The organism is Jejuia pallidilutea (assembly GCF_002973595.1).
GTDB classification, from domain to species: Bacteria; Bacteroidota; Bacteroidia; order Flavobacteriales; family Flavobacteriaceae; genus Jejuia; species Jejuia pallidilutea.
Map to the genome: position 1 here is coordinate 99,037 of NZ_PVEO01000008.1, position 13,620 is coordinate 112,656.

Genomic DNA, 13,620 nt, shown 5'->3' on the forward strand with positions numbered 1-13,620 from the left:
ATTAAAAGGGGCTTATTATGAAAGAAGGAATCGCAGGAAAAATCGCTAAAGTCTTTATGCAGTCCAAGTTAACAGTTTTGTTAATGATTGTGTTTATGGTGGTTGGTGTTTACAGTTCGTTTTTAATACCACGAGAGGAAGAACCACAAATTGATGTGCCAATGGCAGATATTTTTGTGGGTTATCCTGGTGCTAGTCCTACCGAAGTAGAATCGCGTGTTATTAAACCTTTAGAGCAATTAATTTCGAATATCAAGGGTGTGGAATATGTGTATTCTACATCCATGAAAGAGCAAGGTATGGTCATCGTTCAGTTTTATGTAGGCGAAGATATTGAGCGTAGTTTTGTAAAACTATACAACGAAATTAACAAGCACATGGATGAAATGCCGGCAGGAGTAACGTTTCCGCTGGTAAAAACCCGAGCTATTGACGATGTGCCAATGTTAGGACTCACTTTATGGAGCGAGAATTACGACGATTACCAATTGGGCCAAATGGCACAAGAGTTAGAATCTGAAATAAAAAAGGTAAACGACGTTGCCATAACACATAAAATTGGTGGTAGAAACAGGCAGTTGCGCGTAGTTTTAGATAAAGATAAACTAGCGGCAAGCGGTTTAGATTTTTTATCGGTTTCTGAAATGATAAAGGCTAATAACAGCCAATTAAATTCAGGCCGTTTTGATAAAAACGATACCGAGTTTATTGTTAATACAGGTAAGTTTTTAGAATCGGTAACAGACGTAGAAAATTTAGTGGTTGGCGTGCAGCAAAATCAGCCTATTTATTTAAAGCAGGTCGCAAAAATTATAGATGGACCAGAAGTACCACAAAACTATGTGAGTTTGGGCTTTGGAAAAGGTAGCGAAAAGGCCAAAGAGTATCAGTCTGAATATCCGGCAGTTACCATTTCTGTAGCCAAACGAAAAGGTGCCGATGCCATGAAAATTGCAGAAGTTATTATTAACAAAGTAGAGCATTTACGTACCACGTTAATTCCAGACGATGTTCATGTAGAAATTACCAGAAATTATGGAGAAACAGCGTCACATAAAGTTTCAGAATTGCTCTTACATCTCATAGGTTCAATCATTGCAGTTACTATTGTAGTAATGCTGGCTATGGGTTGGCGCGGTGGTTTGGTGGTGTTTTTATCGGTGCCTATTACGTTTGCTCTAACCTTACTTAGCTATTACATGTTAGACTATACGCTTAACAGAATTACCTTATTTGCTTTGGTTTTTGTAACAGGAATTGTGGTGGACGACTCAATTATTATAGCCGAAAATATGCACAGGCATTTTAAAATGAAACGCTTACCTTTTAAACAAGCAGCTTTGTATGCCATAAATGAGGTTGGTAACCCAACTATTTTGGCAACATTTACAGTAATAGCTTCGGTTTTGCCAATGGCTTTTGTATCTGGTTTAATGGGACCATACATGGCACCAATGCCAATTGGTGCATCTATAGCTATGATTTTATCGCTTTTTGTAGCGCTAACCATTACGCCATATTTGGGTTATATCTTTTTAAGGGAAAAAGATAAATCTGCGCGTTTGAAAGACGATAAAAGTGCCGAGGAAAAAAAGGAAAAGGCTGTTGAAGATACACTTATTTATAAGGTTTATAACAAGTTTGAACGCCCTTTATTAGAAAGTAAATCTAAGCGTTGGTTGTTTTTGGGAGGTACATTTGCATTGTTGCTAGGTACAATGGCTTTGTTTTTAACCAATTCGGTAGCCGTAAAAATGTTGCCTTTTGATAATAAGAATGAATTTCAGGTGGTTATCGATATGCCTGAGGGAACAACACTTGAGCGTACAGGTGTTGTAGCACAAGAGATTGCCCAATATTTAGCTACGAGGCCAGAAGTTGTTAATTATCAGAACTATGTGGGCACATCAGCACCAATAACCTTTAATGGCTTGGTACGTCATTACGATTTACGTGGTGGCAGCAATATGGCAGATATTCAAGTTAATTTATTGGATAAAAGTGAACGAAGCATCCAAAGCCATGGTATTGCAAAACTATTACGACCAGATATTCAAAAAATTGCTTCAAAATATAATGCCAATGTAAAGTTGGTAGAAGTGCCACCAGGACCACCAGTATTATCTACCATAGTTGCTGAGGTTTACGGGCCAGATTATAATAAACAAATTGAAATTGCTAATAGTGTTCAAAATATATTAAAAAACACGGATGATGTTGTGGATATCGACTGGATGGTAGAAGCAGACCAAACCGAATATCAATTCACTATAAATAAAGAAAAAGCCATGTTGTATGGCGTAGCACCGCAACAAATTGTTTATACCATGAATTTGGCACTCTCTAATAGGGCTATTACAAATTTGTATGATGAAGATGCTGTAAACCAAATTGAGTTATTATTAGCTTTAGATGAAAAAGCCAAATCTACTGTTACGGATATTTCACAATTAAAAGTAAAATCTAAACAGGGAACTATGGTGCCTATTGCAGATTTGGTAGCTATTAAACAAACGACGTCTGCAAAAAGTATTTATCGTAAAAACCAAAAACGTGTGGTATATGTTTTGGCAGATATGGCTGGGGAATTGGAAAGTCCTGCGTATGCTATTTTGGGTATGGAAGAAAAACTAAAAGACATCCAGTTACCAGAAGGCTACACTATAAATGAAATGTATCTGGGGCAGCCAGAATTTGAAGATGACTATACCGTTAAATGGGACGGAGAATGGCAAATTACGCTCGAAGTGTTTAGAGACTTGGGCATCGCTTTTTTAGGCGCTATTATCCTTATTTATATTCTCATTGTTGGTTGGTTTCAAAACTTTAAAGCACCAATTGTAATGATGGTAGCCATACCGTTGTCCTTAATAGGCATTATTTTAGGTCATTGGATTATGGGTGCATTCTTTACAGCAACCTCTTTTATAGGTATGATTGCTTTGGCAGGAATTATGGTAAGAAATTCGGTATTACTTATAGATTTTATCAATCTAAGAACAGCGGAAGGTGTACCATTAAAACAAGCCGCTATTGAAGCAGGTGCAGTACGTACAACACCAATTTTATTAACAGCCGGAACCGTTGTAATAGGTGCATTTGTAATACTGTTCGACCCAATTTTTCAAGGGTTGGCCATATCGCTAATGGGCGGCACCATAGTGTCAACCGTATTTACTTTATTGGTTGTGCCTTTGGTGTATTATATGATAGAGAAGAAGAATTATAAGTAATAACTTGTCTAGTCGCGCATTATTGAGAACAAAATCTGTTTTGTTTGAATATAGCTCGCAAAGTATGTGGAGATTTTTATGAAGCGACGTTGTTGAAAAAAGTTCTCGACTGCGCTTGGATGGACAGCAAAGTTATCCTGCAAGGTTTCAAAAACTGTGTAGGTATAAATAAAATCACAATCAAAACCTTGCAGGTTGCAAAAAATTAAAAAAAATGAAATTAGTCATAGTTACAGCAGTAGAAGAATTTCAAAAAGACCTTTTAAAACTTTTCAAAAAGGCAAATATTGAAAACTTTAGCAGTTCAGATATTGATGGTTACAAAAACGGATCGTCCGTATTAATGGCATCAAGTTGGTTTCCAGGCGAAAAATTTGGTAACGAATCGCGTTTGTTTTTCTCGTTTACAGAAGATAAAAACATTGATGCCTTATTCAATTTAATTAAAGAATTCAATTCAAATTTAGAAACAAACAACCCTGTAAAAGCGGTTGTAGTTCCAATAGAAAAATTTATATAATCTTAAAAATAAAACAACATGTTAAATACATATTTTAGAGTTATTGTAGGTTTTATGGTGCTTTTAAGCGTTGTGTTAACCGTTTATGTAAACCCAAATTGGATGTGGTTTACGGTATTTATTGGTGTAAATTTAATTCAGTCTGCATTTACAAAATGGTGCCTATTAGAAACTATTTTAGTAAAACTTGGCGTAAAAAAAGGTGGTGAAAGCTGTACAAGTTGTTAAGTAGTAATTAATACTCTACCAATGCCTTCAAACTACGTTAATAGCGCAAAAAATATATGCTATGGCTTATTTTTAGCGTTCTTTGTTGTTAGTTAGGAGGCTTTTTAATTATATATATTATAAGTTGCTATGTGCAATCTTAAAAAAATAGTGTGCTTCAAAATTCTTTAAATGTGAGGTACACTAAGTATTTTCTGTATTTAACTCAAATTATTTTATAATTTTTTATTTTCTTTGTGCTGAAATTTAGTGTTTAAAGTGTACTGTTGTATTAATATAACTTACATTTTATAGAGTACTAAAAATAACAAGAAACCGCAAATCAATAAAGCTGCTTTTATGGTTCTAACCCTTTTAGTAGGATTTTTTATCATAGTAATTAATGTTGTGGTTCAAGCCTATGGCAATGTTGTTTGGTTAAAGCAAATAGTGCCTTCGTTTAAAAACGGAATGTTACTAAACACTTCAAAACCAGCTTTAAAGCTATTAATATTCTCATTTTTATTTTTTACATTGTTACATGCGTTGCAAACCTTACTTTGGGCTTCAATGTACATGACCATCACTGAAACAAGCCAATTATTCTCAAGTTTTTCAGAGGCTTGGTATTTTTCATTAGTTACTTTTACCTCTTTAGGTTATGGAGATGTAACTTTAACTGGACATTGGCGCTTGTTGTCGGGCGTAGAGGCTATTAATGGCATTATGTTAATTGGTTGGTCTACAGCTATGATGTATTCTCTAATACAACAAATTTATAAAAGTTTAAATTCAAATTAATGGAATCAAAAAAAGGTTCAGCAAAAAAGGTAAGTATTATTATTGTTGTAATAGCACTGTTAATATTAATATTTAGTGTGTTGTCTAGTAGGTTTACACCATCTACAGACCAAGCGCGTGTACAAGGCTTAACCTTGTCTTTAGCACCAATGGTTAGCGGTTATGTAACAAAAGTTAATGTGAGTTTACATTCTGAAGTAAAAGCAGGAGATACACTGTTTATAATAGATAGAACACCGTATGAAATTGCTGTAAAACAAGCCGAAATTAATTTAGAAAACGTTACACAAAGTTTAACGGCAGGTATGTCTGGTTTAAAAGGGGCTACGGCCCAATTAAACAGTGCTAGGGTAAGTCTAGAGCGTGCTAAGAAAAATTGGGAACGTACACAACGTGTTATGGCACAAAATGAAGGTGCGTTTTCTCAAGTAGACAGAGATCGATCAGAATCTTCATACTTAACAGCTGTAGAGCGTGTTAAAACGGCACAGGCGAATTTAGACGGACAGAAGGCTGCTTTAGGGCCAACCGATGCTAACAATCCATCGGTAAAAGCCGTTTTAAATCAATTAGAAAAAGCCAATTGGGATTTGGCACATACGGTAATTACAGCGCCTTCTGATGGTATTATTGAAAGTTTTAATGTGGAAACAGGCTATTTTGCTTCAGCAGGACGCCCCATAGCTACGCTAATTTCTAATAAAACCATATGGATTCAAGCCAATTTTACCGAAAATAATTTAACACATTTAAAGGTAAACGATAAAGCCTCTATTACTTTTGATATTGACGCGGGTGAGGTTTACGATGCCAAAGTAGTAAGTATTGCCTATGGAGTAAAAACACAAACCACAAGTGCGGGTAATTTGCCCACAGTGAGAAATTCTAAAGGGTGGTTGTTAGAACAGCAGCGTTTTCCCGTAATTATTGCTTTAGAAGATGAAGAGGTTTACAAAAAATTACGTCAAGGAAGTCAAGCCGATGTTGTTGTTTTTACTGGCAATAGCAGTATTTTAAACACTTTAGCAAAAATTAAGATATGGTTTATATCAAAAATATCTTATGTTAGATAGGTTAGCGTTACATACAAAATTATCATACCGCACCAACGGCATTATTCGTTGTTTATTTGGTGTAATGTTTGCCTTGTTATTTGCTACAGTTAATAATGTAATGTCTCCTCAAATAGCGGCAATTTTTACAATTTTGTTTTTAGATAAAGGTAAAAATGCACTTGGGCTAAAAAAATCTATAGGTATTATTATTGGTATTTACGGTCTTGGGTTGGCAGGCTTGGTTTTAGGAAGTTTTGTTCAAGATTTTATGGTTATTACATTACTTTTAGTTGGTCTTGTTATTTTTTGGAGTTTTAAGTTGGTAATAATACCTGTTCCTGTACGTATGTTATTTTTATCGCTTACGCTTTTATTTCCTTTTTTGAGTTTAACAGCAGAGCCTTTAGGAGGCCTTGTTTTAATGGATATGACATTAAATTTAGCCATAGCACTAGTAGCTACCCAATTGGCTTTTTTTATATTTCCAGAGACTGTTACTATTACGCCACCTGTTGTGGCCAATAATGAGTTGACCGAAAAATTTAATTTAGATAAAATAGCGATAAATGGTGTTTTGGTGATAATGCCTGCGGTATTATATTTTTATTTCTTTAGACCTAATACCATGGTAATAACCTTTGCCTATATTATGATGTTAGCTTTAGATCCATTAATTTATAAATCCAAAAAAAGTCTGGTTTATATTGTAGCTAATTTTTTTGGTGGTTTGGCAGCTGTTTTTGCCTACAACTTATTAACCATTACCCCAACGTTTTTATTTTACATATTTTTACTTTTAGCTTTTGGTGTTTATTTTGTGTACCAAATGTTTTCTGATAAAAAAACAGTTGCTATTTATGCTATGGCATATCGTACGTTTTTTGTAGTTATGGGTGTTATTGTTACATCTAGCGATACGGCAGGAGACAAGGTTTTAGATAGGCTTATAGGTATTCTTATCGCCATAGTTTACGTTGTTTTAGCTTATAAAATTATATCCTATTTTAATGATCCAGAAATACATGAAACGGAAAAGATATAGTTTGCTCTATCTTTTTATATTAGTCTTAATTTTCTCTTTTTCAAGTTGTAAGATTAAAAAAGCATATGTAGCACCAGAAATTGAAACCCCAACCACGTTTTCATCTAAAGATATAGATAGTCTTAGTTTAGCAGATACGGAGTGGTGGGCATTTTTTAATGATTCTACACTAACCAGTTTAATTGCTGAAGGTCTTAATAGTAACTTGCCCTTACAAAATATTGTTATAGGTATTAAACAGTCGCAACTGCAATTGCAAATTGCAAAAGCGCAGCTATTACCAGCGGTTAATTATGGTTTAAGCGCAGAAACTTCCAATACATCGTTGCTTCCCGATTACCAAAATTCGGTAACAGCGGTTGGTCAGGTTTCTTACACTTTAGATGTTTGGGGGCGTATTGCTAACCAAAACGAAGCTGCTTTACAGGCTTACTTAGCAACAGAAATGGCTGCATTTGAAGTAAAAGCCACCTTAGTGGCGCAAATTGCCGAATTATATTTTACGCTTAGGGATATAGATAACAAAATTTTTATTTCTGAAGAAATGGAGTCGTCCATGTTAAAATATAAAAATATTATTGATGCAAGATTCGACGGGGGTTTTATTTCAAAAGTAGATGTAAATCAAATTCATATTAGTTTAAAAGACATACAAGTAACAATGCAAGCCTTGTACAGGGCTAGAAAGCAGATTGAAAATGGTATAAGTACCGTTTTAGGGTGTTTGCCTAAATCAATTCCAAGAGGAAAACCCCTGCAAGACCAAGTATTTTCATCTCAATTGCCCACAGGTGTTCCTGCAGGTTTACTAAGACGAAGACCATCAATTTTAAGGTCGGAATTGGCACTTAAGGCTCAATTAGCAAAACTAGGTGCCACCGAAGCTTTTAGGTATCCAAATTTTGAATTCAATTTTAATATTGGCGCACAACTGTTGAATCCTTCTGCAACATTTGGAAACTTATTAGGCAATATGTTTGGGCCTTTGTTAAACAATAATAGAATTAATAATACCATAACTGTAGAAGAGGAGCAGTTTAAGCGTTTGGTACTAGATTATAAACAGGCCTACTTATCAGCTTTTCAGGAGGTTGAAGATGCTTTAATTAGTATTGAAACCTATAAGAAAGAAGTGGAAATACGTAAATCTCAGTTAGAACTGGCCAACGAAGCGTACAATTTAGCTTGGGTACGTTACAACGAAGGTACTACCTCATTTTTAGAATTTTTAAATGTACAAACGGCGTTATTTGGGGCACAGTTATCTGCTTCCGAAAGTTATAAATCGCAATTACAATCTGTTGTAAAACTTTATCTGGCTTTAGGTGGTGGGTGGAACCAACAAAACTAATTATCAAAATTATATACTTATGAAATCATTTAATATTACAGAGTTTATAAGGCTTGTAGTTATTTCATTATTATTGCTTTGGGGCTTTTTTCTTGTAAAACCATTTATAGGTATATTGGCTTGGGCAGTTATTTTAGCAGTAGCTTTATTTCCGTTATATAAAAAAGTACGTTTTGTTTTTGGAGAAAAACATCAAAAGAAAGCTAGTACACTATTTTCAATTATTTTGGTTACGTTATTAATAGTACCAACATATTCTGCTGTATCTTCTTTATTTAGTAGTGTGAATGCTACACTAACTGCTATTGACAATAACGAATTAAAAATTACACCACCTACCGAAAAAGTTAAAGAATGGCCAGTATTAGGAACGCAAATTTACGATAACTGGAAATCGTTTTCTGAAAACTCTAAACAATATACCATAGATCATAAAGAGATGTTAATGGAGAAAGGAAGTGCAGCTGTAAAAAGTTTTACAGGTATTTTAGGCACTGTATTTTCGTTTTTACTGTCTTTAATTATTGCTCTTATTTTTATGTCTAACGCTACTGGTGCATTTAAAACGGCTAGCGAATTTACCAATAAATTGGTAGGAGGTAAAAAGGGTGTGAGTTTATTGTTAATGGCTAGGGACACCATACGTAATGTTGTAAAAGGTATTCTTTTTGTAGCTTTGGTTCAGGCCTTTTTTGCCTACCTTGGCTTTAAGTTTATAGGTCTGCCTGCACCATCTATTTTTGCTTTTATAGTTATGCTTAGTGCTATTATTCAAGTACCGGTAACCCTAGTAGTGCTACCAACAGTTTTTATGGCCTTTTCTATAGAAGAAAGTACCGTTACTGCCACTGTATTTTCAGTTTATATCATTATTATTTCTTTGTTGGATAATTTTCTAAAACCCATTTTATTGGCAAAAGGATTAAAAACACCTATGGTTTTAATTATAATTGGTGCTTTAGGAGGTATGATGTTGCATGGTATTATAGGTATTTTTATTGGTACAGTTTTATTGGCCGTATTACATCAATTATACATGACTTGGCTTAGTAGTAAAGCGGACGTTGTTATAAAAGAATAGCTTTTAATTCTCATAAATTTTATAAAGCTGCTTTTATTTTCTTTATGAAATAATAAATTTATAGGTAAATAGTAAAATACGAACTGTTTATGCTAATTAATACCTTTAACAGTTGTTAAAATTAACAGGTATTAATAAACCAAACTATAACAAATTCTTTTAAAATTGTTATTTTTGGGTATGGATAAAAACCTATTACTGCAAAAATTTGCGCAGACCTTGGATAGCGCGCTAATTACCGAGATTTCTGAGAAAGGAATATTCAAAAGTTTTAAAAAAGATGATATTATAATTGATATTCATCAAACCCTAAAGTTTATCCCACTTTTATTAACTGGCGACATCAAAATTATAAGAGAGGATAGCGACGGTAACGAGTTATTAATTTATTTCCTAGAAGCTGGCGACACCTGTACCATGTCGCTAACCTGTTGTTTGGGTACCACTAAAAGTAAAATTCGAGCAGTAGCCGAAAAGGATTCCACTTTGGTGATGATACCTGTGGAAAATATGCAAAAATGGTTTCACAATAACGAAAGTTGGAGAAATTTTATATTACAAAGTTACCAAATACGTTTTGATGAAATGCTAGAAGCCATAGACAGTTTGGCATTTATGAAAATGGACGAACGCCTCTACAAATATTTAAAAAATATGGCTATGGTAGATGGTACAAAAACCATATCTATTAAACATCAAGACATAGCCGAAGATTTAAACACCTCGCGAGTGGTAGTATCCAGACTCTTAAAAAAGTTGGAAAACGAAAATAAAATAGAATTAGGAAGAAATAAAATTGTAATGATTTAAAAGTAAACTATCACCGTGGTAGTCTTACATTTATAAATTCAGATTTTCCTATACAATCGCTAATGTACAAGTTAGCAAACATAGCTATCGCCTCCTAAGTTTGTTTAGAACTTTTAAAACTAGTATTTTCCTGTACTCGTAAACTATTTTTAAGTAACGTTTATCACTTAAAAAAATTAACTTCAATGTAAATTTGTATTAAATTATTAGGTATGCACTATATTTTGAATCCTTGGCCTTGGTATGTTTCAGGGCCGCTTATTGCCTTAGTTATGGCTTTTCTACTTTATTTTGGCAAAACATTTGGCATGTCATCAAACCTAAAAACCTTGTGCACTATAGCTGGTGCAGGTAAATTTGCCGATTTTTTTAATTTTAAATGGAAAGATCAAGTTTGGAACCTAACCGTGGTTCTAGGTGCCATTATTGGCGGTTTTGTTGCAGTACAATTTCTGTCAAATAATTCTGGTACAGATTTAAATCCAGCTACCATTACCGAACTTCGAAATATGGGTTTTAAAAATCCTGGGGCAACCTTAGTACCAAACGAAATGTACGATATAGATGTCTTAGCATCACCAAAAGCATTAATAATTCTTGTAATTGGCGGATTACTAGTTGGTTTTGGCACCCGTTATGCAGCCGGTTGTACTTCGGGACATGCTATTTTAGGCTTAAGCAGTTTGCAAAAACCATCTTTAATAGCCGTAATTGGTTTTTTTATTGGTGGTCTTATCATGGCTAATTTTATTTTACCCTTAATTTTTTAATTATGAAGTTTATAAAATTCTTATTAGTTGGTATATTTTTTGGCATAGTATTGGTGAAATCCGAAGCTGTGTCTTGGTATCGTATCTACGAGATGTTTCGCTTTCAATCGTTTCACATGTATGGTATTATTGGTGCTGCAATACTCTCTGGAATTCTGTTTCTTCAACTTTCAAAAAAGGGAATTATAAAAAACATTAGAGGTGCACATATTCATGTTCCACAGAAAGAAAGCGGATTTGTTAGATTTATTATTGGCGGTATTATTTTTGGTTTAGGTTGGGCGCTTATAGGTGCGTGTCCCGGACCTATGTATATTCTTTTAGGAACTGGTGTTTGGAGCATGATAATTGTAATAGTGGCCGCTATATTTGGTACCTTTTTATATGGATTGTTTAAAGATAAGTTACCACACTAAATGGATACCATACAAATATTAGGCTACGTAGGAGCATTAGTTGTTGGGCTGGTATTAGGCTTAATTGGTGGTGGAGGTTCTATATTAACTGTGCCGTTATTAGTTTATCTTTTAGGTTATAATCCAGTAATTGCTACTGCATATTCATTATTTGTTGTTGGCACCTCATCGTTGTTTGGCACCTATCAAAAACATAAAAAAGGTTTGGTAGATTTTAAAACAGGGCTAGCATTTTCTTTCCCCTCTTTTGTGGCGGTGTACTTAACAAGACGTTATTTAGTTCCTGGTATTCCTGAGGTGTTTTTAAGTAATGGAGGTTTTACGCTTACCAAGGATATGGCCATTATGGTTTTTTTCGCAGTTATCATGATAATTGCATCATATTCTATGATTAAAAACAGAAAGGAAAAGCTTAAAACTACAGAAAGTCAGCCTTATTATAAAACATTTGTTCAAGGGGTTGTTATTGGTGTTATAACCGGTGTTATTGGTGCTGGGGGTGGGTTTTTATATGTTCCGGCTCTTGTATTGTGGGCAAATATTCCAATGAAAAAAGCCGTTGGTACCTCATTAATTATTGTAACTATAAATTCGTTAATAGGGTTTATGGGCGATGTACAAACTTTAGATATAGAATGGACCTTTCTTTTAATATTTACAGGAATATCTATATTAGGTATTTTTTTAGGTGTATTCCTCTCAAAATTTATAAGCGGAAAAAAATTAAAGAAGAGCTTTGGTTATTTTATTTTGATAATGGCTACGTATATCATTTACAAGGAGTTAAAATAGTTTTAAAAGTAATATAAGTTACAAATCCAACAGAAAAGGTTTTGTAATTTTGCAAGCGTAATTAAACAGATTTCTTTTTTTTAGTGAATAATAAAAACACGTATTACAATGAAAATAGAGCAAATATATACAGGTTGTTTAGCACAAGGCGCATATTACATCGAATCAAATGGCGAGGTAGCTATAGTAGATCCTCTACGCGAAACTCAACCATATATTGATAAAGCTGAAAAGGAAAATGCTAAGATTAAATATATTTTTGAAACCCATTTTCATGCAGATTTTGTATCTGGTCATGTAGATTTAGCAAAAAAAACAGGAGCTACCATAGTTTTTGGTCCAGGGGCGAAAACAGAATACAATATTCATGAAGCTAAAGATAATGAAGTATTTAAACTTGGGGATATTACTATAAAGGTATTGCACACACCAGGACATACTTTAGAGTCTGCCACGTTTTTATTATTGGATGAAAAAGGAAAAGAATATGCAATTTTCTCTGGCGATACGCTGTTTTTAGGTGATGTTGGCAGGCCAGATTTGGCTATAAAATCCGATTTAACAAAAGAAGATTTAGCCGGAATGCTTTACGATTCATTACGACATAAAATAATGACGTTACCCGATGACGTAATTGTATACCCCGCACATGGTGCAGGTTCAGCTTGTGGTAAAAATTTAAGTAAAGAAACCGTTGGTGTTTTGGGAGAACAAAAGAAAAGCAACTACGCCTTGAGAGCTGATATGACGAAAGAAGAATTTGTTACAGAAGTGCTTGATGGTATTGCGCCACCACCTCAATATTTTGCTAAAAATGCAATGATGAACAAAGTAGGTTACGATACCTTCGAAACGGTATTAAAAAAAGGGGATACACCCCTTGATCCAGAAACTTTTGAAGCTGTTGCCAATAATGAAGATGCTTTGGTTTTAGATGTAAGAACCGAAAAAGAATTCGTAACAGGGCATATACCCAATTCAATCTTTATAGGTTTAAATGGAGGTTTTGCGCCATGGGTTGGTGCATTAATCACCGATTTAAAACAACCAATTCTTTTGGTTGCCCCAGAAGGACGAGAAGAGGAAACTGTAACTCGATTATCTCGTGTTGGTTACGATAATACTCTTGGTTATTTAAAAGGTGGTATTGAAGCTTGGAAGAAAGCAGGTAAAGATGTTGAGACTATTACATCTATCTCGGTTGATGAGTTTTCAAATCATTTTAAAAATAACAACATAAATGTTTTAGATGTTAGAAAAGATGGTGAGTACAAATCTGAACATTTGGAAGGTGAGAATGTAAAACACTTTGCCCTTGATTATATAAACGACAATATGAATACCATAAATAAAGATAACACCTATTATGTGCATTGTGCAGGTGGATATCGTTCTGTTATTGCTGCATCTATTTTAAAAGCAAGAGGCTTTAACAAGCTTATAGATGTTGCTGGTGGTTTTGGTGCCATAAAAAAAACAGATTTACCAACAACAAATTTTGTTTGTCCATCAACGCTATAAGCAATACTTTAAACTTTAAGA

Annotated in this window: 13 protein-coding genes; all 13 read left to right on the top strand. The window is 34.1% G+C overall.

The features are described 5' to 3' along the window. Positions 1 to 17 precede the first annotated feature (17 nt). The 13 genes from CLV33_RS13510 to CLV33_RS13570 all read left to right on the top strand — a co-directional run bounded on the left by CLV33_RS13510 (position 18) and on the right by CLV33_RS13570 (position 13,599). Entirely contained in the window at positions 18 to 3,233 is a 3,216-nt protein-coding gene (locus tag CLV33_RS13510; protein WP_105474363.1) for an efflux RND transporter permease subunit, read from the top strand. A 214-nt stretch (positions 3,234 to 3,447) separates the two neighbouring features. Further along, positions 3,448 to 3,753: a hypothetical protein gene (locus tag CLV33_RS13515; protein ID WP_042245641.1), complete on the top strand. Its 306-nt coding sequence runs from the start codon at positions 3,448 to 3,450 to the stop codon at positions 3,751 to 3,753. 18 nt (positions 3,754 to 3,771) lie between these two features. Further along, the gene (locus CLV33_RS13520; protein WP_045371923.1) at positions 3,772 to 3,981 is read left to right on the top strand and encodes a YgaP family membrane protein; all 210 of its coding nucleotides are present in this window, start codon (positions 3,772 to 3,774) and stop codon (positions 3,979 to 3,981) included. A 339-nt stretch (positions 3,982 to 4,320) separates the two neighbouring features. Further along, positions 4,321 to 4,761, top strand: a complete 441-nt coding sequence (locus tag CLV33_RS13525) for a potassium channel family protein (RefSeq protein ID WP_081956289.1) — start codon at positions 4,321 to 4,323, stop codon at positions 4,759 to 4,761. After that, complete coding sequence (locus CLV33_RS13530) at positions 4,761 to 5,834, top strand: HlyD family secretion protein (protein ID WP_105474364.1); 1,074 nt, start codon at positions 4,761 to 4,763, stop codon at positions 5,832 to 5,834. Before CLV33_RS13525 ends, CLV33_RS13530 begins: the two co-directional genes overlap by 1 nt. Beyond that, on the top strand, positions 5,824 to 6,858 hold the full coding sequence (locus CLV33_RS13535; RefSeq protein ID WP_105474365.1) for a hypothetical protein: 1,035 nt from the start codon (positions 5,824 to 5,826) through the stop codon (positions 6,856 to 6,858). The genes CLV33_RS13530 and CLV33_RS13535 overlap by 11 nt, the downstream gene beginning before the upstream one ends. After that, entirely contained in the window at positions 6,839 to 8,209 is a 1,371-nt protein-coding gene (locus CLV33_RS13540) for an efflux transporter outer membrane subunit (protein ID WP_170064024.1), read from the top strand. Before CLV33_RS13535 ends, CLV33_RS13540 begins: the two co-directional genes overlap by 20 nt. Positions 8,210 to 8,228: 19 nt before the next feature. Beyond that, positions 8,229 to 9,290: an AI-2E family transporter gene (locus CLV33_RS13545; RefSeq protein WP_146109744.1), complete on the top strand. Its 1,062-nt coding sequence runs from the start codon at positions 8,229 to 8,231 to the stop codon at positions 9,288 to 9,290. 180 nt (positions 9,291 to 9,470) lie between these two features. Next, on the top strand, positions 9,471 to 10,100 hold the full coding sequence (locus CLV33_RS13550) for a Crp/Fnr family transcriptional regulator (RefSeq protein ID WP_042245663.1): 630 nt from the start codon (positions 9,471 to 9,473) through the stop codon (positions 10,098 to 10,100). Between the two features lie 212 nt (positions 10,101 to 10,312). Continuing rightward, the gene (locus CLV33_RS13555; RefSeq protein WP_105474368.1) at positions 10,313 to 10,870 is read left to right on the top strand and encodes a YeeE/YedE family protein; all 558 of its coding nucleotides are present in this window, start codon (positions 10,313 to 10,315) and stop codon (positions 10,868 to 10,870) included. A 2-nt stretch (positions 10,871 to 10,872) separates the two neighbouring features. After that, on the top strand, positions 10,873 to 11,286 hold the full coding sequence (locus CLV33_RS13560) for a DUF6691 family protein (protein ID WP_105474369.1): 414 nt from the start codon (positions 10,873 to 10,875) through the stop codon (positions 11,284 to 11,286). After that, positions 11,287 to 12,078, top strand: coding sequence for a sulfite exporter TauE/SafE family protein (locus CLV33_RS13565; RefSeq protein WP_042248883.1), 792 nt, complete (start codon positions 11,287 to 11,289; stop codon positions 12,076 to 12,078). It abuts the gene before it with no gap. A 108-nt stretch (positions 12,079 to 12,186) separates the two neighbouring features. After that, positions 12,187 to 13,599 (top strand): MBL fold metallo-hydrolase, encoded by a 1,413-nt coding sequence (locus tag CLV33_RS13570; protein WP_105474370.1) that lies wholly within the window; start codon positions 12,187 to 12,189, stop codon positions 13,597 to 13,599. The last annotated feature ends 21 nt before the right edge of the window (positions 13,600 to 13,620 follow it).

Excerpts from the sequence above, each read along its gene's own strand:
- CLV33_RS13510 (WP_105474363.1), top strand. The coding sequence starts at position 18 with ATGAAAGAAGGAATCGCAGGAAAAATCGCTAAAGTCTTTATGCAGTCC.
- CLV33_RS13530 (WP_105474364.1), top strand. The coding sequence starts at position 4,761 with ATGGAATCAAAAAAAGGTTCAGCAAAAAAGGTAAGTATTATTATTGTT.
- CLV33_RS13560 (WP_105474369.1), top strand. The coding sequence starts at position 10,873 with ATGAAGTTTATAAAATTCTTATTAGTTGGTATATTTTTTGGCATAGTA.
- CLV33_RS13540 (WP_170064024.1), top strand. The coding sequence starts at position 6,839 with ATGAAACGGAAAAGATATAGTTTGCTCTATCTTTTTATATTAGTCTTA.
- CLV33_RS13520 (WP_045371923.1), top strand. The coding sequence starts at position 3,772 with ATGTTAAATACATATTTTAGAGTTATTGTAGGTTTTATGGTGCTTTTA.
- CLV33_RS13570 (WP_105474370.1), top strand. The coding sequence starts at position 12,187 with ATGAAAATAGAGCAAATATATACAGGTTGTTTAGCACAAGGCGCATAT.
- CLV33_RS13535 (WP_105474365.1), top strand. The coding sequence starts at position 5,824 with ATGTTAGATAGGTTAGCGTTACATACAAAATTATCATACCGCACCAAC.
- CLV33_RS13555 (WP_105474368.1), top strand. The coding sequence starts at position 10,313 with ATGCACTATATTTTGAATCCTTGGCCTTGGTATGTTTCAGGGCCGCTT.
- CLV33_RS13525 (WP_081956289.1), top strand. The coding sequence starts at position 4,321 with ATGGTTCTAACCCTTTTAGTAGGATTTTTTATCATAGTAATTAATGTT.
- CLV33_RS13565 (WP_042248883.1), top strand. The coding sequence starts at position 11,287 with ATGGATACCATACAAATATTAGGCTACGTAGGAGCATTAGTTGTTGGG.
- CLV33_RS13545 (WP_146109744.1), top strand. The coding sequence starts at position 8,229 with ATGAAATCATTTAATATTACAGAGTTTATAAGGCTTGTAGTTATTTCA.
- CLV33_RS13515 (WP_042245641.1), top strand. The coding sequence starts at position 3,448 with ATGAAATTAGTCATAGTTACAGCAGTAGAAGAATTTCAAAAAGACCTT.
- CLV33_RS13550 (WP_042245663.1), top strand. The coding sequence starts at position 9,471 with ATGGATAAAAACCTATTACTGCAAAAATTTGCGCAGACCTTGGATAGC.